Origin of the sequence: Neoroseomonas oryzicola, assembly GCF_012163135.1 — a bacterium.
GTDB lineage: Bacteria > Pseudomonadota > Alphaproteobacteria > Acetobacterales > Acetobacteraceae > Neoroseomonas > Neoroseomonas oryzicola.
In genome coordinates this window covers 828,598-853,780 of record NZ_JAAVUP010000002.1, presented here as the reverse complement: position 1 = coordinate 853,780, position 25,183 = coordinate 828,598, and the positions used below count along the sequence as shown (strand labels likewise).

Below are 25,183 nucleotides of genomic sequence, written 5' to 3'. Positions count from 1 at the left end.
GCCCTGACCGAGGATGGCCGGCAAGAATAGGGAGGAGGCGTCGAGGATGAAGCGCTCGGAATTCCTGCGCGCGGCCGGGGCCACGGCCGCCGCGCTCGCGCTGCCCCGGATCGCGGGGGCCCAGGCGGACTCGCTACGGGCCGGGCTGAAACTCAGCCCTACCTCGATGGACCCGCATTTCCGGCTTTCGGGCGAGCAGAACCTGCTGCGCGCCCTGCATGCGCGCCTGGTCGGCATGACGCCCGACGGCAAGCCCGAACCGGGCGTGGCCGAATCCTGGCGGCCGGTGAACGACGGCAAGGCCTGGGAATTCAAGGTCCGCGCCGACGCCAAGTTCAGCGACGGCAGCCCGATCACCGCCGAGGACGTCGCCTATTCCGTCGCCCGCGTCCCGACCATCGAGGGTTCGGCCGGCGCCTACCACATCTTCGTCCGCGCCATCACGCGGGCCGAGGTGACGGATGCGCGCACCATCCTGCTGCACACCGCCTCCCCCTACCCCTTCATGGTCGAGGACATGACCGAGGTGGCGGTCATCTCGAAGGCCCTCGGCCCCAACCTGCGCACCGCCGACTTCAACAGCCAGGCCGTGAAGATCTTCTCCGGGCCCTACACCCTGGCCGACTACCGCTTCGGCGAATTCGTCGCGATGCGCCGCAACCCGCACTGGTTCGGCGCGGCCCCCGCCTTCGCCGAGGCGAATTTCCGCGTCATCGCCTCGGATGCGAGCCGCCTCGCGGCGCTGCTCGCCGGCGACGTGCAGGCGATCGACGAGGTCGCGGTGCAGGACATCTCGCGCCTGCGGCGCGACGCGAACCTCAACGTCACGCAGATCGCGGGCATGCGCGTGATGTACATCTCGATGGACATGGACCGCGACGTGACGCCGCATCTGCGCGACGCCGCTGGCCAGCCCATGACGCGCAACCCGCTCAAGGATGTCCGGGTGCGCCAGGCGCTGTCGCTCGCCATCAACCGCCAGGCGATCGTCGAGCGGGTGATGGAAGGGGCGGCGACCGTCGCCTCCAACCTGCTGCCGGACGGCACGCCGGGCACCTCCGCCGCGCTCGGCGTGACGCCCTACGACCCCGAGCGCGCACGGCGCCTGCTGGCCGAGGCCGGCTATCCGAACGGCTTCCAGATCACGCTGCACGCCACCAACGACCGCTACCCGAACGACGAGAAGGTCGCCCAGGCGATCGCGCAGTTCTGGACGCGCATCGGCGTGCGGACTGAGGTCGCGACCCTGCCCAACGCGGCCTTCTTCCCCGCCGCGGCGCGCCAGCAATTCAGCGTCTTCGCCGCGCAATACGGCGCGGACAACGTCTCCTACGCGTACCGCGCGCTGATCCACACCTTCAACCAGGCGCAGGGCCTAGGCACCGCGAACCGCACGCGGCATTCGAGCCCGCGCGGCGATGCGCTGGTCGCGCAGGCGCTGACCGAGATGGACGAGGCGAAGCGCAACGGCCTGCTGGCCCGCGCGGCCGAGATCGCGATCGGCGAGGAGGCGATCATGCACATGATCTACCACCCGGCCTATGTCTACGCGGCGCGCAAGCCCCTGTCGGTGACGCCCTACTACAACGGCGCCTTCCTGCCGCAGGCGGTGCGGCGGGGCTGAAGCGCCTCAGGCCGCCGCCCGCGCGGCGACGAAATCGACGAAGGCCCGCACGCGCGGCATCCGGTGCCGACCGGGCGCGGTGACGGCCCAGATCGGCACTTCCTCGGATGCGTGCTCGGCATCCAGCAGCGTCACCAACTGCCCGGCAGCGATCGCGTCGCGCACCATGAACTCGCTGACGCGGATGATGCCCATCCCCGCGATCGCCATGTCCTGCAGCGCCTCCGCGCTGTCGGTCGCGGCCGGGCCGCGCACCGACAGGATCGAGATGCCCTCCCCGTCGCGGAACGGCCAGGCGGTCATGCGCGATTGCCCGTGCAGCGCGATGCAGTCGTGGTTCAGCAGGTCCGCCGGCCGCACAGGCATGCCGCGCCGCGCGAGGTAGGACGGCGCCGCGCAGATCAGCCGCCGCCCGGTGGCGACCTTGCGCGCGATCAGGCCCGGATCGTCGAGCACGCCGGTGCGCAGCAGCACGTCCACACCTTCGGCAACAAGGTCGACGCGTCGGTCGGTGACCGTCAGGTCGACGGTCACGTCCGGATACGCGGCGAAGAAGGCGGGCAGGATCGGGATCAGACGGTGCCGCGCATAGGCGGTGCTGGTGTTGACGCGCAGATGCCCGCGCGGACGGCCCCGCCCGGCGGTGACCTCGGTCTCCGCGGCCTCGATCAGCGCAAGCACGTCGCGGGCGCGCGCGGCATAGGTCTCCCCTTCCGGCGTCAGGGCGATGCGCCGCGTCGTCCGCGTCAGCAGCCGCACGCCGAGCCGCGCCTCGAGCCGCTGCACCAGTTTCGACAGTGCCGAGGCGGTCAGCGCCGATCCCCGCGCGGCGGCCGAGAACCCGCCGCGATCGACGATACGCAGGAAGGCCGCCATCTCGTCCGATTGGCCCATTACGGACTCCAGTTCAGCAATCCTTGTCCAGGATAGCTGATTATCGCCGACCGTTCGACGCCGCAGATTCCGGTGCAGCAAGGAGGACACCCATGCCCCTCGTCCGCATCGACATCCCGCAGGGCTGGCCGGAGGCGCGCATCGCCGCCTTCGCCGACGCCGTCCACGACTCGCTGGTCGAGACGGTGGACGTCCCGCACAACGACCGCTTCCAGGTCATCGCCGAGCACGCCCCGCGGCGCCTGATCCTCGACCGCACCTATTTCGGCGTCGATCGCGGGCCGGGCGCCTCGGTGGTGCAGGTGGCGTTCCGGCGCGGCCGGTCCGAGGACAAGAAGCGCGCGCTCTACGCCGCCATCGCGCGGCGCGTGCGCGCCATCGGCATCCGGCCCGAGGACGTGATGGTCGTCCTGCTTGAGAACACCCCGGTCGACTGGTCCTTCGGCGCGGGCATCGCGCAGATGGCGCCGGCGGAGGCGATGGCATGAGCGCGCACCTGACTGCCCTGCCCCTGCAGGCCCCGGCGCGTCCCGGCACCTGGCGCGCGATGGCCGAACGCTGGCTCGCCCGCCTGCGGGACCGCGACGACATGGCGCGGATGACCTCGCGCGAGATGCGCGACGCGGGCCTCACGCCCTACGACGTGCAGCGCGAATGCGCGAAGCCGTTCTGGAAGGATTGAGAAGACCGGATGGGGGATGGGATGGTCGGGCAGGCGGGATTCGAACCCACGACCCCCAGTCCCCCAGACTGATGCGCTACCAGGCTGCGCTACTGCCCGACCGAGGCGCGCCGTGTAGCACCCGCGGCGCCGCCTTTGAAGCCCCTCAGGCCGCCAGGGCGCGCAATTCCCGGGCAATCTGTTCGAGGTCCGCCAGCGCCTGGCGCAGCGCGGCCGTCTCCTGCTCCTCGGCGGCCGGTGGCGGATCGCCCAGCGGCAGCTCGCCCGTCACGCCAGCCTGCGGCCCTTCGTCCGTGCCGTCGCGCAGCAGGCGCTGCACGCCCTTGATCGTGTAGCCCTGGGTGTAGAGCAGGTCCGAGATCCGCCGCAGCAGCGCGATGTCCTCAGGGCGGTAGTAGCGGCGACCACCGCCGCGCTTCAGCGGCTTGAGCTGCGGGAACTTGGTCTCCCAGAAGCGCAGGACGTGCTGCGGGATGTGCAGGTCGTCCGCCACCTCGCTGATGGTGCGGAAGGCGGTCGGCGCCTTGCGCAGCCGCGCCTTGCCCTCGTCCTGCGGGAGGTCCTCGCTCATTCCTCGCCCGCCTCGACCGGCTCGTGGTTGATCCGTGCCTTCAGCACCTGGGACGGACGGAAGGACAGGACCTTGCGCGGCAGGATCGGCACTTCGACGCCCGTCTTGGGGTTGCGCCCGATGCGCTGGCCCTTCTGGCGCACCAGGAAAGTGCCGAAGGCCGAGATCTTCACGGCCTCCCCGGCCTCGAGCGCGGCGGACATGCGTTCCAGCACGGTCTCGAGCAGCGCGGCGCTTTCGTTGCGCGACAGGCCGACATTGGCATAGACGGCCTCGGCCAGCTGCGCGCGCGTCACGGTGTTCATGCTCATTCGGTCCCGCAGCCCCTTGATCTTGCGAAGGAAACCGGGAACCGGGGCGGGCGTCAACCGCGATCAGAAGCGGGCGAGTGCCGCACCCCAGGTCAGGCCGCCGCCGATCGCCTCCATGACGACCAGGTCGCCATCGGCGATGCGCCCGTCGCGCCGCGCTTCGTTCAGCGCGAGCGGGATGGATGCGGCCGAGGTGTTGGCGTGCTTGTCGACCGTCACCACCACCCGCTCCGACGGCAGGTTCAGCTTGCGGCCCATGGCGTCGATGATGCGGGCATTGGCCTGGTGCGGCACCAGCCAGCGGATGTCGGCATGCGTCAGGCCGTTGGCGCCCAGCGCCTCGTCGACCACGGCGGCGAGCTTCGTCACCGCGTGGCGGAAGACTTCCTTGCCCGCCATGCGCAGCAGGCCCGGCCCGCCGGTCGAACCGGCGCCGCCCTCGATATGCAGGATGTCGCCGAAGCGGCCATCCGAATGCAGGTGGCAGGACAGCAGGCCGCGATCGGCGGTGGTGCCGCCATTCTCCTCGGCGCGCAGCAGAACGGCGCCGGCGCCGTCGCCGAACAGCACGCAGGTGCCGCGGTCGGTCCAGTCGAGGATGCGGGAATAGACCTCGGTGCCGATCACCAGCACGCAGCGCGCCTGGCCCGTCCGGATCAGCGAGTCGGCCACGCCCAGCCCATAGACGAAGCCGGTGCAGGCCGCCGCCATGTCGAAGGCGAAGCCCTTGGTCGCACCGATCTTGGCCTGGATGCGCACAGCGGTCGCAGGGAAGGCGGAATCGGGCGTCGAGGTCGCGACCAGGATCGCATCGACCTCACTCGCATCGACCCCGGCCTGCGCGAGCGCTTCCCGCGCCGCGGCCGCGCCCATGTCGGAGGCGGTCTCCTCCGGCGCGGCGATGTGGCGGAAGCAGATGCCGGTCCGTTCGCGGATCCAGGCGTCGGAGGTCTCGATTCCGTACTGCGCGGCGAGTTCGTCGTTGGAGAGCCGCCGCTCGGGCAGGTAGCCGCCGCAGCCGGCGATCGTCGCACGCAGGACCATATGGGCCTTCTTGCTTTCAGCGGGGATCGGCGGCGACGCGCGGGCCCGCGGTGGACAGGCGAGAGAGGCCGTCACGGATACGCTCGTTGAAGCCGTGCGTCACCATGTCCATGGCGACGTCGACGGCATGGGCGAAGCCGAGCGCGTCCGTCCCGCCATGGGACTTCACGACGACGCCGTTGAGGCCGATCAGGATCGCGCCGTTGTAGCGGCGCGGATCCATCCATTCGCGCAGCCGGTCGAGCGCCGGTCGCGCCAGGAGGTAGCCGAGCCGCGCGGGCACGGAACTGGTGAAGACCTGGCGCAGCAGGTCGCGCATCAGCTTCAGCGCGCCCTCGCCGGTCTTGAGAGCGACATTGCCGGTGAAGCCGTCGGTGACGATCACGTCGGTCGTGCCGGCGGTGATGTCGTGGCCTTCGACGAAGCCGCGGAACTGCGGGCCGATATGCGAGTCGCGCAGCACCTCGGCCGCGCTGCGCACACGATCGTCGCCCTTCAGCTCCTCGGAGCCGACATTGAGCAGGCCGATCGACGGATTGGTCAGGCCGAGCACGGCGCGCGCGAAGGCGTCGCCCATCACGGCGAACTCGACCAGGTTGCGCGCATCGCAGACCACGTTGGCGCCGAGGTCGAGCAGCACCACGTCGCCACGCGCCGAAGGACCGATCGCGGCGAGCGCCGGCCGGTCGATCTCGGGCATGGTCTTGATGACGATCTTCGACAGCGCCATCAGCGCACCGGTATTGCCGGCCGACACGATGCCCGCGGCTTCCCCGGTCGCGACGGCGTCGATCGCCATGCGCATGGACGACCCACGCACGCGCAGCGCCGCGGTCGGCTTCAGGTCGCCCGAGATGCGTTCCGGCGCATGGCGCAGGCTGCAGGCCCGCGCCGCACGCTTGCGGCGCGCAAGCCCGCCGGCCACCAGCGCCTCATCCCCGACCAGCAGGAAGCGGGCATCGGGATGGCGCTCGGCGGCCAGTTCGAGGCCGTCCAGCACGATGTCAGGGGCCGAATCCCCGCCCATGGCGTCGATCGCCAGCGCGAAGGGCGGGGTCACCGGCGCCACGTTCAGCGGGTCCGTCGCGTGCGCATCGGCTCCGCGCGTCAGCTGCGGACGGTCTGGCCCACGCGCTCGGCCGCCACCACCTCACGGCCGTCGTAGTGGCCGCAGTGGGAGCAGACATGGTGCGGGCGCTTCAGCTCACCGCAGTTCGAGCACTCCTGGTAGGAGGGCGCGGTCAGGGCCTCATGGCTACGGCGCATGCCGCGGCGGGAGGGCGAAACCTTTTTCTTCGGAACGGCCATGGCGCCGAGCCTCTTTCGTCAAATAGTCATGCAGGATAGCGGGAGGGCGGGCCATTAGCACCCGCCCCCGGCGGGCGCAAGCGCGCGGCGGCGGAAATCCGCCCTCAGCCGCGCTTTCGCAAGGCGGCGAGGCCCGCGAAGGGCCCCGAGGGCGGCGGTTCCTCCCCCTCGCCCTCTCCCGGCAGGGCCGCGCCCGGCACCCGCGGATAGGGGTCCAGCGCCAGCGCCAGCTGCTCGGCGATCGCCTCGCCCAGGTCGACCGAGTCCCCCTCCGCCTCGATCTCGTCCGGCGCCTCGGGGTCCTCCGAGGGCGCCTCGCCGGGGGCGAGGATGCGCAGGCGCACCGGCTCGTCCATCGCCTGGACCACGGGATCGAGCGTCACCACGCAGGCCTGCACGACCTCGGCCTCCAGCCGCCCGTCGACGGTCGCGAGGCCGCCAGGCTCGGGCCGCAGCCGCAGCCGGGCCACGAGGCGGTTGACGCCGAGGATGCCGAAGCGCCTGGCGAGCGCCGCGCATTCGGCGGGCTTCGCCTCGAGCCGTTCCTCCCGGCCCTCGGGCGGCAGGCGGGCCAGGTTCACCATGCGGGAGAATTCAGGCGTCACGCAGAAGGTCCTCCGCCGGCAGGAAGGTGGCGCGGCCCGCCACCAGTTCCGCGATGTCCTGGCCGGCGAGATGCGCGGCCTGGGCGCGGGCCAGCGCCGCGAGGCGCTCCGGCGCGCCTGCCGGCGGCTCGGCGCGCCAGATGTTGCGCGCCAGCACCGCGGGCAGCGCCCCGGGCTCCTGCGACTCCAAGGCGGCCTCGACGGCGAGGGCCCGGCCGTGGAAGGCCTCCCAGGCCTCGCGGACCTTCTTGCCGACCGAGAGGTCGCCGACGCCCATCTCGCGCAGGTTGAGGTCCATGTCGGCGAACATCGCGTCGAACACCGCCTGGGCCAGCAGGGGACCGCGCGGATCGGCATCCGCGCGGAGACGCCGGATCAGCAGGGCGACATGCAGGCTGACCAGGTCGAAGCGGCCCTCGACCGTGTCGGGCACGCCAAGGGCGAGGAAGATCGCCGGAGTCCGGGCCGCGCCGACGGCCGCCCCGTAGAGGTCGAACCCGGCCCGCTCATGCGGCCGGCGGCGAAACATGCCGAGGATTCCCATGGTTCCCTGGTGGCTCCGGCCGCCATCACGGTTGACCCGCGGGCGGCATGGTGTCTATCGGTTCCCGCGACATGGCCCGCCCTTCCCGTTCGGTCAACGCGCGCCTCGCGGCGACCCTCGTCCTCTTCGGCCTCCTCGGCGGCTGCGACTGGATCAACGATCGTATCGGCCCCGCCGCGGTCGAGCGCGGAAACCGCGTCGACCCGGAGAAGCTCGCCCAGATCACCCCTGGCGTGCAGACCCGCACGGATGTCGAGGCGCTGCTCGGCTCGCCGACCGCCCGCGGCACCTTCGACGAGGACAACTGGTACTACATCAGCGCCCGCTCCCGCATTCAGCCGGGCCGGTTCCTGGAGATCGAGGACCGCCGCGTCGTCGCCATCTCCTTCAACCGCCAGGGCGTGGTCAGCGGCATCCGCGAACTGGGCCAGCAGGACGGGCGCAACGTGCAGATGGTCTCGCGCGAGACGCCGGTGCCGGGCACCGAGCGCTCCCTGCTGCAGGCTCTGTTCGGCAGCATCGGCCGCCCGGGCCTCGATCGCGCCGGCACCAGCCCGACCAGCCTGCCCGGCCAGCGCGCCGCCACCGCCGCCCGCTGATCGATCGCCGGGCGCCGGCCCGCTTCAGAAGTGGCTCCAGCCCCGGCGTGACAACGCCAGCGGCGCGCCGTCAGGCCCGCGCACCGAGACCTCCGGCGCGCCCGGCACGAAGCGGCCAATGCGCGTGACCGGGGTCCCAGCCGCCGCGGCCCGCGCCAGCACGGCCGCCGCATCGCCCGGCGCGGCGGAAAACAGCAGCTCGTAGTCGTCCCCCCCGGTCAGCACGACCGGCAGCAGGGCCGGATCGGAGTCGACGAGCGCCCGTGCGGGCGGGGAGAGCGGCGCCAGCGCCGCCTCGATCTCCGCCCCGCAGCCGCCGGCGCGGCACAGATGGCCGAGGTCCTGCACCAGCCCGTCCGACACATCCATGCCGGCATGGGCGAGCCCCGCGATCGCCTGGCCGAGCGCAAGCCGCGGCTCCGGCAGCCGGTAGCGGCGCGCGAGGTGCCCCGCTTCGTCCGCCGGCAGGCCCCCCTGCAGCACCCGCAGCCCCAGCGCGCCGTCCCCGATGGTGCCCGAGACCCAGATCTCGTCCCCCACCTGCACCCCTGCCCGGGTCAGCACCGCCCCCGGCGCGATGGTGCCGAGGATGGTCAGCGACAGGCAGGTCGGCCCCGGCGTCGCCGCCGTGTCGCCCCCGAGCACGCTCAGTCCGAAGGCCCGCTGGTCCTCCGCGAGGCCGCGCACGAAGCCCGCGATCCAGTCATCGGCGATGCCGCGCGCGAAGGTCGTGGTCATCAGGTAGCCGAGCGGCGTCGCGCCCATCGCCGCGAGGTCCGAGAGGTTCACCCGCAGCAGCTTCTTCCCCACCGAGTCCGGCGGGTCGTCCGGCAGGTAGTGCACGCCCTCGACCATCGCATCGGCGGCGATCACCAGGCGCCGGCCGGCGGGGATGTCGAGCACCGCCGCATCGTCGGCGAGATCGAGCGCCCCCTCCCCCGCCAGCGGCCGGAAATGGCGCGCGATCAGCGCGAACTCGGGGGGCAGGCTCACCGCGCCGGCCCGAACTCCGCCGGGCGCAGCGCATGGGCCAGGGCGTCGAGCACGCCATTGGCGAAGCGCGCCGTCTCGTCGTCGAGGAAGCCGCGCGCAACGTCGAGGTATTCGTTGATCACCACGCGCGCCGGCGGCTCGGCGCCGTTCATCAGCTCCGCCGCCGCGGCGCGCAGCAGGGCGCGCAGCACGGGGTCGAGGCGCTCGAGCGTCCAGTCCTGCTTCAGATGCGCGCGGATCTCGGCATCCGCCTCCTCGGACCGCGTCGCCGCCGCCTTCAGGATCGCCTCGAAGAGGGGGATATGCGCGAGCGGCACGCGGCCTTCCTCGAAGGCCTCCTGCGCGACGGCGTCGCCGGCGCCGATGCGGTGGCGGATGAACTGCTGCGCGACCGTCTCGGCGCTCTCGCCGGTGTGCTCGGACTGGAACAGCGCCTGCACGGCGGCGACGCGCGCGCCGGTACGCGGGCGGCCGGTCGGCTTCGGGCGGTGGTGCTGGCTCATCCCGCGAGGCCCCATCGGCGCGCCAGCGCGATCTGCCCCAGCACGGCATGGGCCGCCTCGGCGCCCTTGTTCATGTTGTCGTCGCGCGAACGCGCCTCGGCCTGCGCGAGCGTGTCCACCGTCAGCAGCCCGAAGCCGATCGAAGCCGCGCTGCGCGTCGAGACATCCATCACGCCGTGGCAGATGGCGTCGCAGATGAAGGTGTAGTGGTCGGTCTCGCCCTTCACGACGCAGCCGAGCAGCAGGAAGCCGTCCCAGCGGCCCGGCACCTTCAGCGCCATGGCGAGGGCGGCAGGCAGTTCGTAGCCGCCGGCGACCTCGGCCACCTCGACGGTCGCCTTCACGTCGTCGAAGACGCGCCGCGCGCCGCGCAGCATGCCGTCCACCACGTCGCGGTAGTAGGGCGCGGCGATGGCGAGGATGCGCGGCGCGGGCCCGGTAAGGGTCGCGGCGCCGCGCTCGGGGGCGTCGATGGTGCTCAAGGGGTCGTGTCCGTGGGAATGGGCCGGATCTCGACATCCTCGATTCCGTAGCCCTCGAGGCCGACGATCGGCCGGGGATGGTTCGACAGGCGGATCATGCGACGCACGCCGAGATCCGTGAGGATCTGCGCGCCGATGCCGTAGTCGCGCAGCTCCGGCGCGACGGTGCGGCCGCGCCCGCGGCGCAGCTGGTCCGACAGGCCGTCGGGACGGGAATCGCGCAGCAGCACGACGACGCCGCGCCCTTCCTCCGCGATCGCGCGCATCGCGCCGTGCAGGTCGCCCAGCGTGCGCCCGGCGACGAGGTCGTTGATCAGCGAGGCGGCGTGCATCCGCACCAGCACCGGCTCGTCGCCGCTCACGTCGCCCTTGATCAGCGCGAGGTGCTCGCCCTCGGTCACCGTGCTGCCGTAGACGACCGCACGCCATTCGCCGCCGATCGCCTGGGGCAGGATCGAATCCTCGACGCGGCGGACCAGGCGCTCGGTGCGGCGGCGATGCGCGATCAGGTCGGCGATGGTGCCGAGCTTGAGGCCGTGATGCTGCGCGAAGGCGACGAGGTCCGGCATGCGGGCCATCGTGCCGTCCTCGTTCATGATCTCGCAGATCACGCCCGCGGGGTTGAGCCCGGCCATGCGCGCGAAGTCGACCGCGGCTTCCGTATGCCCGGCGCGGACCAGCGTGCCGCCGTCGCGCGCGACCAGCGGGAAGACGTGGCCGGGGGTGACGATGTGCTCGCGCCCGAGTTCCGGGTTGATCGCGACCGCCACGGTGCGCGCGCGGTCGGCCGCCGAGATGCCGGTGGTGACGCCGTCGCGCGCCTCGATCGAGACCGTGAAGGCGGTCTGGTGGCGGGTGCCGTTCGACTGCGCCATCAGCGGCAGGCCGAGCTGGTCGACGCGGTGACGCGTCATGGCGAGGCAGATCAGCCCGCGCGCATAGCGCGCCATGAAGTTGATCGCATCCGGCGTGGCGAATTGCGCGGGGATGACGAGGTCGCCCTCGTTCTCGCGGTCCTCGTCGTCGACGAGGATGAACATCCGCCCGCGCCGCGCCTCCTCCAGGAGGTCCTCGGTCGGCGCGATGAAGTCGTGGAAACTGGTGCGGACCGTGTCGGCCGCCGTCATGGCGCTCATCGCGCGTACTCCCGCAGCCGCGCCACGTAGCGGGCCATCATGTCGGCCTCGATGTTCACCTTGTCGCCGGGTTGCAGCGTGCCGAAGGTGGTGACCGAGGCGGTGTGGGGGATGATGTTGACCCCGAAGACCTCTCCGTCAACCTCGTTGACCGTCAGGGAGACGCCGTCGATCGCGACCGAGCCCTTGGGCGCGATGTAGGGGGCGATCGCGGCCGGCACGCGGAAGCGCCAGCGGACCGAGGCGTTCTCCGGCGTCGCCGAGAGCACCTCCCCCACCCCGTCGACATGCCCCGCGACCAGGTGGCCGCCAAGCTCGTCGCCGACCTTCAGCGCGCGTTCGAGGTTGATGCGCGACCCCGCCTTCCAGGACCCGACCGTGGTCTTGGACACCGTCTCGGCCGAGCAGTCGACCGAGAAGGCGTCGGCCGCCAGATGGACCACCGTCAGGCAGACGCCCGAGCAGGCGATGGAGGCGCCGAGCACCGCCGGCGTCGGCCCGCCGAGGAAATCCGGGGAGGTGCCGATCACGAGCCGCAAATCGTGCCCGCCGCCGATCGGCTGCACTTCCCGCACCGTGCCGAGCGCGGTGACGATCCCGGTGAACATCAGGTGACCTCCAGGCGTTCGAACTCGGTCAGGACATCGGCCCCGAGGGGCCTGACCGCCACCCGCCGGAAGCGAGGCATGGCGGCGAGCGCGGCAAGGCGCAAGCCCTCGGCCGCCGGCCAGCCCTCCGACCCCATGATTCCCGGGGCGTGGAACCAGGCGAGCCGGTCGACCAGCCCCGCCCGCAGCAGACCGGCGGCGAGGCCGGCACCCCCTTCGGCCAGCACCCGCGTCACCCCCCGCCGCGCCAGGGCGGCGAGCAGCGCCTTGAGGTCGAGCCCCCCCTCCGCCGCGCCAGGGACGGTCAGGACGGCGACGCCCGCGGCGATGAAGGGGGCGAGTGCGGCCGGCGGATGGCCCGGCGCGGTGACGATGCAGGACGGCGCTTCCGTCGCCGAGGCGACCAGCCGGGCCGTCGCCGGCGTGCGCAATCGGGCATCGGCGACGACGCGCAGCATCGGCACGCGCTCCATCCCCGGGATGCGGCAGGTCAGGTCCGGGTCGTCCGCCAGCACCGTGCCGGATCCGACCAGGATGGCGTCGTGGCGGGCGCGCAGGGCATGGACCTCGCGCCGTGCCTCGGGGCCGGTGATCCAGCGGCTTTCGCCGGTGGCGGTCGCGATGCGGCCGTCGAGCGTGCTCGCGAGCTTCAGCGTGACCACCGGCAGCCCGGCTTCGATGCGGCGGAAGAAGCCGGCGTTGAGCGCCCGCGCCTCGGCCTCCAGCAGCCCTTCCTCCACCACGATGGCGGCGTCGCGCAGCATGGCGAGGCCCCGCCCGTTCACCCGCGGATCGGGGTCGCGCATGGCCATCACCACGCGGGCGACGCCGGCCTCGGCGAGCGCATTGCAGCAGGGCGGGGTGCGGCCGTGATGGGAACAGGGTTCGAGCGTGACGTAGGCGGTCGCACCGCGCGCCTTGGATCCGGCTCGGCGCAGCGCCTCGGTCTCCGCATGCGGGCGGCCGCCGGGCTGGGTCCAGCCGCGCCCCACCACCTCGCCATGGCGCACCAGGACGCAGCCCACGGCCGGGTTCGGCCAGGCATTGCCGAGGCCCCGGCGGGCCAGCGCCAAGGCGGCGCGCATATGGGCGACGTCGTCGGACATGGGGGTCGCCCTTGTCCCGCAGCGGGCGGGGCCGGACAAGGTATCATCGGACATGGCGGCTCCGCGCCGCCTACCGCACCACCCGCGCCAGCCGCAGCAGCGACAGCAGCGCCCCCGCCAGATAGGTCATGGCGGCGGCCTGCAGCACCCGCCGGGCCGCCCCGAGGTCCCGTTCCGCCAGGTAGTCCCCCGCGCGCAATGCCGGCAGGGCGCGGCCGAAGGAGGCATCGAATTCCAGCGGCAGGGTCACCAGTTGCAGCGCGATCGACAGCGCGAAGACCGCGAGCGCCAGCGCCATCGACGGCAGCACCAGATGCCCCGCCCCGGCCGCGACGCCGCCCAGCGGCAGCACGGTCATCAGCACGATCGCGCCCATGCGCAGCGGTGCGACGATGCGCGCCAGCGCCAGGCGCAGCCCGAACAGCCGCGCGCCGTCCCGGTGCTGCACGGCATGCGCGACCTCATGCGCCGCGACCGCGACGGCGGTGATGCTGCGCCCGTCGAGATGGCCGGGTCCCAGCCGCACGGCCGGGGCGGCGGGGTCGTAGTGGTCGCCCTCATCGGTGGGTTCGACCGCGACGTGGTGCAGCCCGGCCTCGTCCAGCAGATGCCGCGCCAGCTCGCCGCCGGTGCCCGGCAGGTCCGGCCGGTCGTCGGCATGCCGGGCCATCACCCAGCGCACCCACAGCATCGGCCCGAAGACCAGGCCCAGCAGTATGGCCAGGGCCAGCAATGGCACGCAGGGCTACTCCTTGCCGCCGAGCTCCCCGAGGAAGGCCTGGAAATCCTTCGCCTCGCTGAAGTTGCGATACACGCTGGCGAAGCGGACATAGGCGACCTGGTCCAGCTCCTTCAGGGATTCCATCAGCAGCTCGCCGATCTTGCGCGAGGGGATCTCGGTCTCGCCCTCGGTCTCGAGCCGACGCTGGATGGAATTCACCAGCCGCTCGATCCGGTCCTCGTCCACCGGGCGCTTGCGCAGCGCGACGCGGACCGACCGGGCGAGCTTCTCGCGGTCGAAGGGCACGCGCCGGCCATCGGTCTTGAGGACCGTGATCTCGCGCAGTTGCACGCGTTCGAAGGTGGTGAAGCGCGCCCCGCAGGAGGCACAGGCGCGCCGGCGCCGGATCGCCGCGCCATCTTCTGCGGGGCGGCTGTCCTTCACCTGCGTGTCCTCGACACCGCAGAAGGGGCAACGCATGCGGAACGTCCTTCGGTCGACTCTACATATTGTGGCCGAACCGCCGCGAATGCGCCACGGGTGGCGTCGCGGTTGCGACGCCCCCGTCGGGATGGCTCAGTAGACCGGGAAGCGCCGGCAGAGCTCCAGCACCTTGGCCTTCACCGCGGTCTCGACCGCCGTGTTGACGCCGCCCTCGGCATTCGACGCGGCCGCGCCGTCCAGCACCTCCCCAATCAGCTTGCCCACGGCGCGGAACTCGGCCGTGCCGAAGCCGCGGGTGGTCGCCGCCGGGGTGCCGAGGCGGACTCCCGAGGTCACCATCGGCTTCTCGGGGTCGAAGGGGATGGCGTTCTTGTTGCAGGTCAGGTGGGCACGGTTCAGCGCCGCCTCGGCCACCTTGCCGTTCAGGCGCTTCGGCCGCAGGTCCACCAGCAGGAGGTGGTTGTCGGTGCCCCCTGTGACGAGGTCGAGGCCCTGGGCCTTCAGTTCCTCGGCCAGCGCCTTGGCGTTGGCGACGACCTGGGCGGCATAGGCCTTGAACTCGGGGCACAGCGCCTCCCCGAAGGCGACCGCCTTGGCGGCGATGACGTGCATCAGCGGCCCGCCCTGCAGGCCGGGGAAGACCGCGGAGTTGACCTTCTTCGCGATCGCCTCGTCATTCGTGAGGATCATGCCCCCGCGCGGGCCGCGCAGCGTCTTGTGCGTGGTCGTCGTCGTGACATGCGCGTGGGGAACCGGCGACGGGTGCGCGCCGCCGGCCACGAGGCCCGCGAAATGCGCCATGTCCACCATGAAGTAGGCACCGACCTCGTCCGCGATGGCGCGGAAGCGGGCGAAATCCCAGTGGCGGGCATAGGCCGAGCCGCCGGCGATGATCAGCTTCGGCTTGTTCTCCCGCGCGATGCGGGCGACCTCCTCCATGTCGATGGTCTGGTCCTCGCGGCGCACCGTGTAGGGCACCGGCTTGAACCACTTGCCCGACAGGTTGGCCGGCGAGCCATGCGTCAGGTGCCCGCCGGCCGCTAGGTCGAGGCCCATGAAGGCATCACCCGGCTGCAGCAGCGCAAGGAACACCGCCTGGTTCGCCTGCGCGCCGGAATGGGGCTGGACGTTGGCGAAGCCGCAGCCGAACAGCTTGCAGGCGCGCTCGATCGCCAGGCGCTCGGCGATGTCGACCGCCTCGCAGCCGCCGTAGTAGCGGCGGCCCGGATATCCCTCGGCGTACTTGTTGGTCAGGACCGAGCCCTGCGCCTCGAGCACCGCCTTCGAGACGATGTTCTCGGAGGCGATCAGCTCGATGCCGTCCTGCTGGCGGGTCAGTTCCTCGGCCACCGCGGCGGCGAGGTCGGGGTCCGCCGCGGCGAGGGAGGCGCGGAAGAAGCCCTCGGTCGGGGCGACGCCGGCGGCGGGTCCATCGGGGGCGCGAAGGGGGGCGGGGGTCTGGCGCATCGTGCCGGTCCTTCTTCTCAGGCCGCGTTCAGCTTGGCGAGGCGGCGGTCGTGCCGGCCGCCCTCATAGGGGGTCGCGAGGAAGGCGCGCAGGGCATCGAGGGCGGTCTCGATCCCGGTGGTGCGGGCGCCGAAGCAGGCGACATTGGCATTGTTGTGGGCGCGGGTCAGCCGCGCCTCGGTCGTGTCGTGCAGCACGGCGGCGCGGATGCCGGGGTTGCGGTTGGCCGCGATGGCCATGCCGATGCCGCTGCCGCAGACCAGGATGCCGAAGGGTACCTGGCCGGCCGCGACCGGGGCACAGGCGGCATGGGCGTAGTCGGGATAATCCACCGACTCGGGACCGTGCGTCCCGAAATCCTGGACGGCATGGCCTTCCGCCTGGAGCGCCGCCTTGAGCGCGTCCTTGAGCGGCAGGCCGGCGTGGTCGGAAGCGATGGTGAGGTCCATGAGGGGCAAGCCGGGTCTCAGTTCGGGCCCGTCCTTGGCAGCCCGGGGCCGCGCCGTCCAGGGCGGATCGCGCGGCGGCAGGCATGGAGAAGGAATTGCTCCCGCGCCCCGCCCCCGGACAAGCGCATTTTTTCGGCACCCGGCTTTTCGCAAGCGCCGCATTTCACTTTCGCCCTGCCCATTCCCGTGGCACTTGAGGTGCCAGGGAACACGCCGCCGAACGGGAGGGTGCCATGTCCGCACCGAACTTCACCAACCCCGAAACCATCGCTCTGCACGCCGGCTGGCGGGCGGATCCGAGCACCGGATCGGTCGCGGTGCCGATCCACCAGACGACCTCCTTCCAGTTCCAGGACACCGGCCATGCCGCGCGCCTGTTCGCGCTGGCCGAACTGGGCAACATCTACACCCGCATCATGAACCCGACCGTGGACGTGTTGGAAAAGCGCGTCGCGGCGCTCGAGGGCGGCGTGGCCGGCCTCGCGCTCGGCTCGGGCCAGGCGGCCACGACCTTCTGCGTGCTGAACCTCTGCGAGGCCGGGGACAACATCGTGTCCTCCACCGACCTCTACGGCGGCACCTGGAACCTCTTTGCCAACACGCTGAAGCAGTTCGGCGTCGAGGTGCGCTTCGTCGATCCCGCCGACCCCGAGAACTTCGTCAAGGCGACCGATACGCGCACCCGCTGCTGGTACGCCGAGACGCTGCCCAACCCGAAGCTGCACGTCTTCCCGATCGCGGAAGTCGCGGCGCTGGGGCGCAAGATCGGCGTGCCGCTGATCATGGACAACACGGCCGCGCCCGTGATCTGCAAGCCGCTGCAGCATGGTGCGGCGATCGTCATGCACTCCACGACGAAGTGGATCGGCGGGCACGGCACCTCGATCGGCGGCATGGTCGTCGATGGCGGCAATTTCGACTGGGAAGCCCATGGCGAGCGCTTCCCGACGCTGAACAAGCCTGACCCGTCCTACCACGGCGCGGTGTGGACGCAGGCGGTGAAGCCGCTCGGGCCGATCGCCTACATCATCCGCATGCGGACCTGCCTGCTGCGCGACCTCGGCGCGCCGATGGCGCCGATGAACGCCTTCCTGACCATCCAGGGTCTCGAGACGCTGCCGCTGCGCATGGAACGCCATTGCGCCAACGCGCTGAAGGCCGCGGCCTTCCTCGCGCAGCACCCGGCGGTGGCGAAGGTGATCCATCCCTCGCTGATGGAAGGCGAGTGGAAGCGTCGCGCCGACGCCATGCTCAAGGGCGGCTATGGCAGCCTGATGGGCATCGAGCTGAAGGGCGGCAAGGACGCCGGCCAGAAGTTCATCGAGGCGCTGCAGATGTTCTATCACGTGGCGAACATCGGCGACGCCCGCAGCCTCGCGATCCATCCGGCGACCACGACGCACAGCCAGCTCGACGAGCAGGAACAGGCGGCCTCCGGCGTGACGCCCGGCTACATCCGCCTATCGATCGGCATCGAGCACATCGACGACATCATCGCCGACCTCGACCAGGCGCTGAAGGCCGCGACCGGCCCCGCGATGAAGGCCGCCGCGGAATGAACGCCGACCGCCGCCAGGGCCTGCCCTTCGCCGCCGAGGCCCCCGACGCCCTCGGCGCATTCCCGACGGTGCGCATGCGCCGCAACCGGCGCGACGCATGGACCCGGCGGCTGGTCGCCGAGAATTCCCTCTCGGTCGACGACCTGATCTGGCCGATCTTCGTCATCGAGGGCACCAACGAGGAACGCGCGGTCGGCTCCATGCCGGGCCAGACCCGCGTGACGGTCGACCGCCTCGCGCCGCATGTCGAGAAGGCGGCACGCCTCGGCGTGCCCGCGCTCGCGATCTTCCCCGCGACCCCGCCCGAGGCGAAGGACGCCGAGGGCACCGAGGCGCTGAACCCCAACAACCTGATCTGCCGCGCGGCGCGGGAGCTGAAGAAGCACTTCCCCGAGGTCGGGCTGGTGGGCGACGTCGCCCTCGACCCCTATACCGACCACGGCCATGACGGCGTGATCCGCGAGACGCGGACCGGCGACTACGTCCACAACGACGACAGCGTCGCGATCCTGGTGCGCCAGGCGCTGAACCAGGCCGAGGCCGGCATCGACGTCATCGCGCCGTCGGACATGATGGACGGGCGCATCGGCGCGATCCGCCAGGCGCTCGACGCACAGGGCTTCATCGACACGCGCATCATGTCCTACGCGGCGAAGTACGCCTCGGCCTTCTACGGGCCGTTCCGCGACGCGCTGGGGTCGGGCAAGGCGCTGCGCGGCGACAAGAAGACCTACCAGATGGACCCGGCCAATTCGGACGAGGCGCTGCGCGAAGTGGCGCTCGACCTCGCCGAGGGTGCGGACATGGTCATGGTCAAGCCGGGCATGCCCTACCTCGACATCGTCCGGCGCGTGAAGGACCGCTTCGCGGTGCCGACCTTCGCCTATCAGGTGTCGGGCGAGTACGCGATGATCATGGCCGCCGTGCAAAACGGCTGGATCGAGCACGAACGGGCGATGATGGAGAGCCTCATGGGCTTCAAGCGCGCCGGCGCCAACGGGGTGCTGACCTACTTCGCGGTGGAGGCGGCCGAGGTCCTGCGCCGTGGCTGAGGCCCGGGTCCCGGAGGAGGCGCTGCGCCGTCCCTGGCACGGGGCCTCGGACCGTGCCGAGGATCCGGCGGTCGTCCTCATCCGCCTGCATCGCGCCGAGGTCGAGGCGGTGATCGCCTACCGCCGCATCGCCCCGGGCACCGAGGAGCAGGCCCGCGCCTGGCGCCGCGTCGCGGCGCTGCGCGAACGGCGCGTGGCGCTGATGCCGCCCGCGTCCGCCACGCGCCTGCCGCCGCTGCCAACCGCCCCGGCCACGGCGGGCGCACTGTCGGCATGGCAGAAGCTGCGCCGGCGCCTCGGTCTGGGGCGCGGCTGAGAGCACGGGAGGCGGCCTGCGCCGCCCCCCGGAAGCCCCGCCGTTACGACGGCGCCGCGTAGGACGCCTTGAGCTGTGCCGCCTTGCGGCGGACGCCAACCACCTCCTCGGGCGTCATCAGCCGGGTCAGGCGGTAGTTCTGCAGCGCCCCGGTCGACATGACGACGCCGCCGATCGCGGGCGCGGCCATCGCGTCGGGAACGTCGAAGATGACGAGGACGCCGGGCCCTTCCGCAGCCGTGCTGTAGAACGACACCAGCTTTCCGCCGGCGGCCTCGATGACGCGCCGGACCGCCTCGGACCGGTTCGTCTCCGGCTTCGCCATCAGCGCGTTGATGGCAGCCGGGGTGTAGTTCGCGGTAACGCAGAACAACATGGTCGTGCCTCCAGGCTCGTCGGGAACCCGGCATGTGCCGCGGCCGAGGTCTGCGCGCGGTCCGCGGCGGTGCACGCTACGCCCGCATACCGTCCGGCAGGGAAACATTCAGCATGCATCCGCATGCGGCCCCGGTGGACGCGGCGGCCGTGCCGCGCGAGGCTCCGCGCGGGAGGAACCATCCATGGCGAATGACTGGCTTGGACTTGCGGGGCGCGTCGCGATCGTCACCGGGGCCGCGGGCGGCATCGGCAGCGCCATCGCGGCGGAACTGGCCGGCGCCGGCGCCGCGGTCGGCGTCCTCGACCTCGACGGCGCGGCGGCGGAGGCCGTCGCGGCCGGGCTGCGCGCCCAGGGTGCCAAGGCCGCCGCGGCCGCCTGCGACACCACGAACGAGGCCAGCATCGCCGCCGCCCTGGCCGCGACGCGCGCCGCCCTCGGCGATGCCGACATCCTGGTCAACAATGCCGGCATCCTGCGCCCCGGCCCGCTGTCGGAGATCCCGATCGCGCAGTGGAACGCGCTGATGGCTGTGAACCTGACGGGCTACCTCGCCTGCGCGCAGGCGGTGCGGCCGCAGATGCTGGCCAGGGGCGGCGGCGCGCTGGTGCACATCGCCTCCATCGCCGCGACCAACCCGCAGCCGAGGTCCGGTGCCTACAGCCCCTCCAAGGCCGGCGTCGCGATGCTCTCGCGCCAGATCGCCTATGAATGGGGACCGGACCGGATCCGCAGCAACGTGGTCAGCCCGGGGCTGATCCGCACGCCGCTGTCGGAAGCCTTCTACCAAGCGCCCGGCGTGCTCGAGCGGCGGTCGGAGATGGTGCCCGCCGGGCGCGTCGGCACGCCCAAGGACATCGCGGATGCCGTGACCTTCCTCGCCAGCCCCCGCGCCGCCTACGTCAACGGTGCGGAACTGCTGGTCGATGGCGGGCTCGACCAGGTGATGATGGGGCTCGTGCCCCGGCCCGGCTACTGACCCAGGAAGTCCCGCACCAGCGCGACCTGGGCGGGATCCATCAGCGCCGGGGCGTGACCCGCCCCGGCGATCTCCGCAAGGCGCACATGCGGCTGCGCGGCCATCTCGGCCGCCGTCTCGGGCAGCAGCAGGTCGCTCTCCGCGCCGCGGATCAGCAGCACCGGGATCTTCACCAGCGCCCAGAGCGCACGCATGTCGATCGCCTGGGCTTCGGTCGCGCGGATCGGCGTCGCGATGGCAGGGTCGTAGTGCAACAGCACGCCATCGCCGCCGGGCCGCGCCGAGGTCTCCGCGAGGTGCCGCCATTCGGCATCGCTGAGGTTCCCGAAGGGCGCGTGCACCGTGCGCAGATGCGCCTCGAGCGCAGGGATGTCCTCGAACAGCGGCTCGTTGCCCATGTAGTCGCGGATGCGGGCCATCGCCTCCTGCGGGACGAAGGCGCCGACGTCGTTCAGCACCATCCGCCGGATCGGATGCCCCGGCGTCGCCGCGATGGCCATGCCGCAAATGCCGCCGAGCGAGGTGCCGACCCAGTCCACCGGACCGTCGATCCGCGCCAGCAGGTGCGACAGCGCGGCGACATAGACCGGCGGCTGGTAGAGCATCGCATCCGGCAGCCAGTCCGAGGCGCCGCGGCCGGGAAGGTCCGGGCAGATCACCCGCCGGCCTGCCGCCGCGAGCCCTTGGGCCAGCGCGTCGAAGTCGCGCCCGGAGCGCGTGAGGCCATGCACGCAGACCACCGGCGCGCCGTCCTCCGGCCCCCATTCCCACCAGCGCATGGTGAAGAACCCGGCCGGCGACAGCCAACGCACCGCGCCTTCGCGCATCATCCCTCCTCCGTCCCGCCGGCGCGGGCCGGCTACAGGATCGACTTCGCCCGCAGCGCGGCGATCTCCTCCGCGCTCATGCCGAGCAGGCCGGAAAGGACCTCCTCCGTGTGCTCGCCGAGCACCGGGGGCGCCGAGCGATAGGTGGGCGGCGTCGCGCTGAGTTTCACCGGGTTGGCAATCACCTTCACCTTGGCGCCGCTGCCATGATCCATCTCAAGGGTCATGTTGCGCGCATTCACATGCGGGTCGGCGAAGACGTCCTTCAGCGTGTTGATCGGTCCGCAGCCGATCTTCTGGGCCTCGAGCGCCTCGACCCATTCGGTCGTGGTGCGGGTCTTCATCACCGGCGTCAGGGTCTGCGTCACCAGGTCGCGGTTGGCCACGCGCCTGGGGTTGGTCGCGAAGCGTTCGTCGGCGAGCAGGTGCTCCTGCCCGAAGGCCTTGCAGAAGCGCTCGAAGGTCGGGTCGTTGCCGACCGCGAGGATGATGTAGCCGTCCTTGGTCGGGAATTCCTGATACGGGCTGATGTTCGGGTGCTGGTTGCCGAGCCGCGGCGGGTTCTCGCCGGTCGAGAGGTAGTTCATGCCCTGGTTGGCGAGCCAGGCGACATGCGTGTCGAGCATGCCGATATCGATCTGCTGCCCCTGCCCCGTCGCGTTGCGGTGGTTCAGCGCGGCGAGGATGCCGATGCAGCCATAGAGCCCGGCGAACAGGTCGGCGACCGGGACGCCGACCTTCTGCGGACTGCCGTTCGGCTCGCCGGTCAGGGACATCACGCCGCCCATCGCCTGGATCAGCGCGTCATAGCCCGGGCGCGGCGCATAGGGGCCGGTCTGCCCGAAACCGGTGATGGAGCAGTAGATCAGCCGCGGGTACTTCGCCTTCAGCTGCTCCCACCCCAGGCCGTACTTCGCCAGCGCGCCGACCTTGAAGTTCTCGACCAGGATGTCGGTGGTCTCGAGGAGGCGGTGCAGGATGGCCTGCGCCTCGGGCTTCGCCATGTCGAGCGTGACCGACTTCTTGTTGCGGTTCACGCCGATGAAGTAGGCGGATTCCTTGGTCTCGGGCCAGAAGGGGGGCGCGAAGCCGCGGGTGTCGTCGCCGGCCTCGGGGCGCTCGATCTTGATCACCTCGGCGCCGAGGTCGCCCAGCATCTGCGTGCAGGTCGGGCCGGCGAGGACGCGGGTGAGGTCGAGGACGCGAAGACCCGAAAGCGGGCCGGCGGGGCTGGTCATGCGGAACTCCCTTGGCTCGCGGGGAGGCTTAGTCGCGGCGTTACGATGCGGCAACCCGGCACGGGCGCGCGACGGCACGTTCCGCCCGGCGCCCGGGTCATGGCAGGCTCGCGCAAACGAAGCCGGAGGAACGCCCGATGATCCATCGCCGCGAAATGCTTGCCGCCGCTGCGCTCGGCCTGGCGCCCCTGCCGCTGATGGCCCAGCAGGGGCGCGCGGTCACGCTCGTCGTCCCCTTCGCGCCGGGCGGGTCGACCGATATCGGGGCGCGGCTGATCGCGGCGCGGCTCGCGGCCCATCTCGGCCAGCCGGTGGTCGTCGAGAACCGCGCCGGGGCCGGCGGCGCCACCGCGGCGGAATACGTCCGGCGCCTGCCGCCGGACGGGCAGACGCTGCTGCTCGGCGTTGCCGCGACCCAGGCGGTCAACCCGGCGCTCTTCGCCGACCTGCCCTATGATCCGGAGCGGGACTTCGCGCCGGTCGCACTGCTCGGCGTCACGGGCTTCGTGCTGGTGGTGCCGTCCTCGTCGGGCATCACAGACCTCGCCGGGCTCGTCGCACGGCTGAAGGCGGAACCGGGCAAGCACAATTTCGGCTCGGCCGGGGTGGGATCCATGCCGCACCTCGCCGGGGAATGGTTCGCCAAGGGCACGGGCGTGCAGGTCGAGCACGTCGCCTATCGCGGCGGCGGGCCGGCCATGCAGGCGCTGCTCTCGGGCGAGGTGACCTTCATGATCGAGTCCGTGCCCACCGTCGCCGGCGCCATCGCGGATGGCAGGCTGCGGGCCATCGCGCGGGCGAGCCAGCGCCCCGCGGGGCCGCAGGCCGGGTTGCCGAGCATCGCCGACCTCGCCGTGCCGGGCTTCGATGCCGAGACCTGGATCCTCGCCCTCGCCCCGGCCGGCACGCCGGCGCCGGTGCTGATGCGGCTCAACGCGGCCTTCAACGCAGCGCTGGCGGAGCCGGAGTTGGCCGCCCGGCTGGCCGAGATCGGCACCATCGCGGTCGCCGACAGCACGCCCGAGACGGCCGCGGCCTTCGCCCGGGCGGAACTCGCGCGCTGGCGCCGGGTCGTGGCCGAAACGGGCGTGCGGATCGAGCGGCGCTGACCCGCCCCGGCGGTTCCCACCGGACCCGGCCGGGTCTATTGCTGCCGCCCGAACGAGACCGCCGAGGAGCGTCCCATGCTCGACCGCCCGCACCCGACCCCCGCCGCCCCGTCCACCGATCCCTTCGCGCTCGCCAAGGCGCTGTCCGGCGTGCACTTCATCGGCGGGGCCTATGTCCCGGCGCGCTCGGGCAAGACCTTCGCCGTGGTGAACCCCGCGACCGGCGCCGAGGTGGCCCGCGCCGCCGAGGGCGACGCGGCCGACGTCGACGCCGCCGTGCAGAACGCGGCCAAGGCGCAGAAGGAATGGGCCAAGGTCCCGGCCCGCAAGCGCGGCGCGATGGTCCACCAGTGCGCGCAGCTGCTGAAGGAGCATGTCGACGAGCTCGGCCGCCTCATCGCGCTCGAGACCGGCAAGGCGCTGCGCACCGAATCCCGCGTCGAGGCGAACGTCGTCGCCGACGTCTTCGAGTTCTTCGGCGGCCTCGGGTCCGAGCTGAAGGGCGAGAGCGTGCCCTTCGACCCGAAGGTGCTGTCGGTGACGGTGCGCGAGCCGCTCGGCGTGGTCGGCGCGATCATCCCGTGGAACGTGCCGATGCTGCTGATGGCGCTGAAGGTCGCGCCCGCGCTGGTCGCCGGCAATGCCGTCGTGGTGAAGTCGGCCGAGGAAGCCCCCCTCGCCGTGCTGCGCATCTGCGAGATCATGAACCGCGTGCTGCCGCCCGGCGTGTTCAACATGGTCTCGGGCTTCGGGCCGGAATGTGGCGCGCCGCTCGTGATGCACCCGAAGGTGCGCAAGGTGACGTTCACGGGCTCGGTCGAGACCGGCAAGATCGTCGCCCGCGCGGCGGCCGAGAAGCTGATCCCCGTCACGCTCGAACTCGGCGGCAAGTCGCCGATGATCGTCTTCGCCGACTGCGACTTCGACAAGACCGTCTCGGGCGCGCTGACCTCCATGCGCTTCACGCGCCAGGGCCAGTCCTGCACCGCGGCGTCGCGCATCTATGTCGAGCGCCCGATCTTCGATCGCTTCGTCCAGGCGATGAAGGACGCGGTGAACAAGATGGTCATGGGCGATCCGCTCGACGAGAAGACCGACATCGGCACCATCGTCTCCGAAGGCCAGCTCGAGAAGGTGAAGGCCTACATCGCGGAAGGCACGGCGACGCCGGGCGCGACCGCGCATGTCTGCTCCGCCATGCCGAGCGACCCGGCGCTGAAGAAGGGCCTGTTCATCCAGCCCGTGATCTTCACCGGCCTGACCAAGGACAGCCGCCTGGTGAAGGAGGAGATCTTCGGCCCGGTCACCGTCATCCAGGCCTTCGACGACCCCGAGGCGGTGCTGGCGGATGCGAACGACTCCGACTACGGCCTCGCCGCTTCGCTCTGGACGAACAACCTCAAGGTCGGGCTCGACCTCGCGCACCGCCTCGAAGCGGGCCTCGTGCAGATCAACCAGAACCTCGTGGTGCAGGCGAACCTGTCCTACGGCGGCGTGAAGTCCTCGGGCCTCGGCAAGGAAGCCTCGCTCGAGGCGATGCTCGAGCACTTCACGCACAAGAAGACCATCATGGTGAACATGGCCTGAGGCGCCGCCGCGCCTCGCCATCGCCCAAACGACAAGTCAGGTTGACGAT

Annotated in this window: 31 protein-coding genes and 1 tRNA gene; 10 read left to right on the top strand and 22 right to left on the bottom strand. The window is 71.7% G+C overall.

All coding sequences use genetic code 11. The features are described from left to right. The first annotated feature begins 46 nt into the window (after positions 1-46). Positions 47-1,624: an ABC transporter substrate-binding protein gene (locus GWK15_RS10630; RefSeq protein ID WP_168041250.1), complete on the top strand. Its 1,578-nt coding sequence runs from the start codon at positions 47-49 to the stop codon at positions 1,622-1,624. Between the two features lie 6 nt (positions 1,625-1,630). On the opposite strand, the gene GWK15_RS10625 is transcribed toward GWK15_RS10630, so the two are convergent. After that, positions 1,631-2,518, bottom strand: coding sequence for a LysR family transcriptional regulator (locus GWK15_RS10625; protein ID WP_168041249.1), 888 nt, complete (start codon positions 2,516-2,518; stop codon positions 1,631-1,633). Positions 2,519-2,610: 92 nt separating this feature from the next. Between GWK15_RS10625 and GWK15_RS10620 the strand changes: the two genes are divergently transcribed. Next, positions 2,611-3,006: a tautomerase family protein gene (locus tag GWK15_RS10620; protein WP_168041248.1), complete on the top strand. Its 396-nt coding sequence runs from the start codon at positions 2,611-2,613 to the stop codon at positions 3,004-3,006. Beyond that, a complete protein-coding gene (locus GWK15_RS10615) occupies positions 3,003-3,200 on the top strand; it encodes a DUF1127 domain-containing protein (RefSeq protein WP_168041247.1) in 198 nt (65 codons plus the stop codon). The genes GWK15_RS10620 and GWK15_RS10615 overlap by 4 nt, the downstream gene beginning before the upstream one ends. 22 nt (positions 3,201-3,222) lie before the next feature. Here GWK15_RS10615 and GWK15_RS10610 read toward each other — a convergent pair. The 8 genes from GWK15_RS10610 to GWK15_RS10575 form a co-directional block, all read right to left on the bottom strand. Continuing rightward, positions 3,223-3,299: transfer RNA gene (locus GWK15_RS10610), tRNA-Pro, on the bottom strand. A gap of 46 nt (positions 3,300-3,345) precedes the next feature. Then, positions 3,346-3,771, bottom strand: a complete 426-nt coding sequence (locus tag GWK15_RS10605) for a MerR family transcriptional regulator (protein ID WP_168041246.1) — start codon at positions 3,769-3,771, stop codon at positions 3,346-3,348. Next, complete coding sequence (locus GWK15_RS10600; RefSeq protein WP_209442159.1) at positions 3,768-4,076, bottom strand: integration host factor subunit alpha; 309 nt, start codon at positions 4,074-4,076, stop codon at positions 3,768-3,770. Before GWK15_RS10600 ends, GWK15_RS10605 begins: the two co-directional genes overlap by 4 nt. A 69-nt stretch (positions 4,077-4,145) precedes the next feature. Further along, entirely contained in the window at positions 4,146-5,126 is a 981-nt protein-coding gene (locus GWK15_RS10595; RefSeq protein ID WP_168041244.1) for a beta-ketoacyl-ACP synthase III, read from the bottom strand. 16 nt (positions 5,127-5,142) lie between these two features. After that, complete coding sequence (plsX, locus tag GWK15_RS10590) at positions 5,143-6,201, bottom strand: phosphate acyltransferase PlsX (RefSeq protein ID WP_272870030.1); 1,059 nt, start codon at positions 6,199-6,201, stop codon at positions 5,143-5,145. A gap of 32 nt (positions 6,202-6,233) precedes the next feature. After that, complete coding sequence (gene rpmF, locus GWK15_RS10585) at positions 6,234-6,434, bottom strand: 50S ribosomal protein L32 (RefSeq protein ID WP_168041243.1); 201 nt, start codon at positions 6,432-6,434, stop codon at positions 6,234-6,236. A 104-nt stretch (positions 6,435-6,538) separates the two neighbouring features. Continuing rightward, entirely contained in the window at positions 6,539-7,039 is a 501-nt protein-coding gene (locus GWK15_RS10580) for a YceD family protein (RefSeq protein WP_338147231.1), read from the bottom strand. After that, positions 7,029-7,568 (bottom strand): ubiquinol-cytochrome C chaperone family protein, encoded by a 540-nt coding sequence (locus GWK15_RS10575; RefSeq protein ID WP_245211518.1) that lies wholly within the window; start codon positions 7,566-7,568, stop codon positions 7,029-7,031. The genes GWK15_RS10580 and GWK15_RS10575 overlap by 11 nt, the downstream gene beginning before the upstream one ends. Before the next feature lie 86 nt (positions 7,569-7,654). Between GWK15_RS10575 and GWK15_RS10570 the strand changes: the two genes are divergently transcribed. Beyond that, positions 7,655-8,182 carry an outer membrane protein assembly factor BamE gene (locus tag GWK15_RS10570; protein WP_168041241.1) on the top strand — a complete coding sequence of 176 codons (528 nt, stop codon included), beginning with the start codon at positions 7,655-7,657 and terminating at the stop codon, positions 8,180-8,182. Positions 8,183-8,206: 24 nt separating this feature from the next. Here GWK15_RS10570 and thiL read toward each other — a convergent pair whose 3' ends face one another. The 10 genes from thiL to rpiB all read right to left on the bottom strand — a co-directional run bounded on the left by thiL (position 8,207) and on the right by rpiB (position 16,091). Further along, the gene (gene thiL / locus GWK15_RS10565; protein WP_168041240.1) at positions 8,207-9,175 is read right to left on the bottom strand and encodes a thiamine-phosphate kinase; all 969 of its coding nucleotides are present in this window, start codon (positions 9,173-9,175) and stop codon (positions 8,207-8,209) included. Then, positions 9,172-9,678 carry a transcription antitermination factor NusB gene (gene nusB, locus GWK15_RS10560; RefSeq protein ID WP_168041239.1) on the bottom strand — a complete coding sequence of 169 codons (507 nt, stop codon included), beginning with the start codon at positions 9,676-9,678 and terminating at the stop codon, positions 9,172-9,174. Before nusB ends, thiL begins: the two co-directional genes overlap by 4 nt. Continuing rightward, complete coding sequence (locus GWK15_RS10555; RefSeq protein ID WP_168041238.1) at positions 9,675-10,160, bottom strand: 6,7-dimethyl-8-ribityllumazine synthase; 486 nt, start codon at positions 10,158-10,160, stop codon at positions 9,675-9,677. The genes nusB and GWK15_RS10555 overlap by 4 nt, the downstream gene beginning before the upstream one ends. Then, positions 10,157-11,296 carry a 3,4-dihydroxy-2-butanone-4-phosphate synthase gene (gene ribB / locus GWK15_RS10550; RefSeq protein WP_408891886.1) on the bottom strand — a complete coding sequence of 380 codons (1,140 nt, stop codon included), beginning with the start codon at positions 11,294-11,296 and terminating at the stop codon, positions 10,157-10,159. The genes GWK15_RS10555 and ribB overlap by 4 nt, the downstream gene beginning before the upstream one ends. Beyond that, the gene (locus GWK15_RS10545) at positions 11,293-11,904 is read right to left on the bottom strand and encodes a riboflavin synthase (protein ID WP_168041237.1); all 612 of its coding nucleotides are present in this window, start codon (positions 11,902-11,904) and stop codon (positions 11,293-11,295) included. Before GWK15_RS10545 ends, ribB begins: the two co-directional genes overlap by 4 nt. Next, positions 11,904-13,010: a bifunctional diaminohydroxyphosphoribosylaminopyrimidine deaminase/5-amino-6-(5-phosphoribosylamino)uracil reductase RibD gene (gene ribD, locus GWK15_RS10540; protein WP_168041236.1), complete on the bottom strand. Its 1,107-nt coding sequence runs from the start codon at positions 13,008-13,010 to the stop codon at positions 11,904-11,906. Before ribD ends, GWK15_RS10545 begins: the two co-directional genes overlap by 1 nt. Positions 13,011-13,080: 70 nt before the next feature. After that, positions 13,081-13,749: a zinc metallopeptidase gene (locus GWK15_RS10535; RefSeq protein ID WP_209442111.1), complete on the bottom strand. Its 669-nt coding sequence runs from the start codon at positions 13,747-13,749 to the stop codon at positions 13,081-13,083. A 6-nt stretch (positions 13,750-13,755) separates the two neighbouring features. Next, positions 13,756-14,211, bottom strand: coding sequence for a transcriptional regulator NrdR (gene nrdR, locus GWK15_RS10530; RefSeq protein ID WP_168041235.1), 456 nt, complete (start codon positions 14,209-14,211; stop codon positions 13,756-13,758). Positions 14,212-14,307: 96 nt separating this feature from the next. Then, the gene (gene glyA, locus GWK15_RS10525) at positions 14,308-15,642 is read right to left on the bottom strand and encodes a serine hydroxymethyltransferase (protein WP_168041234.1); all 1,335 of its coding nucleotides are present in this window, start codon (positions 15,640-15,642) and stop codon (positions 14,308-14,310) included. 17 nt (positions 15,643-15,659) lie between these two features. Next, positions 15,660-16,091 carry a ribose 5-phosphate isomerase B gene (gene rpiB, locus GWK15_RS10520; RefSeq protein WP_168041233.1) on the bottom strand — a complete coding sequence of 144 codons (432 nt, stop codon included), beginning with the start codon at positions 16,089-16,091 and terminating at the stop codon, positions 15,660-15,662. A 233-nt stretch (positions 16,092-16,324) separates the two neighbouring features. Here rpiB and GWK15_RS10515 point away from each other — a divergent pair, with 233 nt between their 5' ends. Genes GWK15_RS10515 through GWK15_RS10505 form a run of 3 tightly spaced genes read left to right on the top strand, consistent with a single transcriptional unit; the run spans position 16,325 to position 19,018 of the window. Then, positions 16,325-17,650, top strand: coding sequence for an O-acetylhomoserine aminocarboxypropyltransferase/cysteine synthase family protein (locus tag GWK15_RS10515; RefSeq protein WP_168041232.1), 1,326 nt, complete (start codon positions 16,325-16,327; stop codon positions 17,648-17,650). Then, on the top strand, positions 17,647-18,702 hold the full coding sequence (gene hemB / locus GWK15_RS10510) for a porphobilinogen synthase (RefSeq protein ID WP_168041231.1): 1,056 nt from the start codon (positions 17,647-17,649) through the stop codon (positions 18,700-18,702). Before GWK15_RS10515 ends, hemB begins: the two co-directional genes overlap by 4 nt. Further along, on the top strand, positions 18,695-19,018 hold the full coding sequence (locus tag GWK15_RS10505) for a hypothetical protein (protein ID WP_168041230.1): 324 nt from the start codon (positions 18,695-18,697) through the stop codon (positions 19,016-19,018). Before hemB ends, GWK15_RS10505 begins: the two co-directional genes overlap by 8 nt. A 43-nt stretch (positions 19,019-19,061) precedes the next feature. On the opposite strand, the gene GWK15_RS10500 is transcribed toward GWK15_RS10505, so the two are convergent. Further along, positions 19,062-19,394 (bottom strand): GYD domain-containing protein, encoded by a 333-nt coding sequence (locus GWK15_RS10500; RefSeq protein WP_168041229.1) that lies wholly within the window; start codon positions 19,392-19,394, stop codon positions 19,062-19,064. 184 nt (positions 19,395-19,578) lie between these two features. Between GWK15_RS10500 and GWK15_RS10495 the strand changes: the two genes are divergently transcribed. Continuing rightward, positions 19,579-20,373 carry an SDR family NAD(P)-dependent oxidoreductase gene (locus tag GWK15_RS10495; RefSeq protein ID WP_168041228.1) on the top strand — a complete coding sequence of 265 codons (795 nt, stop codon included), beginning with the start codon at positions 19,579-19,581 and terminating at the stop codon, positions 20,371-20,373. Here the strand turns inward: GWK15_RS10495 and GWK15_RS10490 are convergent. Both GWK15_RS10490 and GWK15_RS10485 read right to left on the bottom strand, forming a co-directional pair. After that, on the bottom strand, positions 20,367-21,203 hold the full coding sequence (locus tag GWK15_RS10490) for an alpha/beta fold hydrolase (protein WP_338147230.1): 837 nt from the start codon (positions 21,201-21,203) through the stop codon (positions 20,367-20,369). The two genes, GWK15_RS10495 and GWK15_RS10490, sit on opposite strands and share 7 nt — an antisense overlap. A gap of 29 nt (positions 21,204-21,232) precedes the next feature. Next, complete coding sequence (locus tag GWK15_RS10485; RefSeq protein ID WP_168041227.1) at positions 21,233-22,438, bottom strand: CaiB/BaiF CoA transferase family protein; 1,206 nt, start codon at positions 22,436-22,438, stop codon at positions 21,233-21,235. 137 nt (positions 22,439-22,575) lie between these two features. Here GWK15_RS10485 and GWK15_RS10480 point away from each other — a divergent pair, with 137 nt between their 5' ends. Next, on the top strand, positions 22,576-23,547 hold the full coding sequence (locus tag GWK15_RS10480) for a tripartite tricarboxylate transporter substrate-binding protein (protein ID WP_168041226.1): 972 nt from the start codon (positions 22,576-22,578) through the stop codon (positions 23,545-23,547). A 75-nt stretch (positions 23,548-23,622) separates the two neighbouring features. After that, complete coding sequence (locus GWK15_RS10475; protein WP_168041225.1) at positions 23,623-25,134, top strand: aldehyde dehydrogenase family protein; 1,512 nt, start codon at positions 23,623-23,625, stop codon at positions 25,132-25,134. Positions 25,135-25,183: the final 49 nt, after the last annotated feature.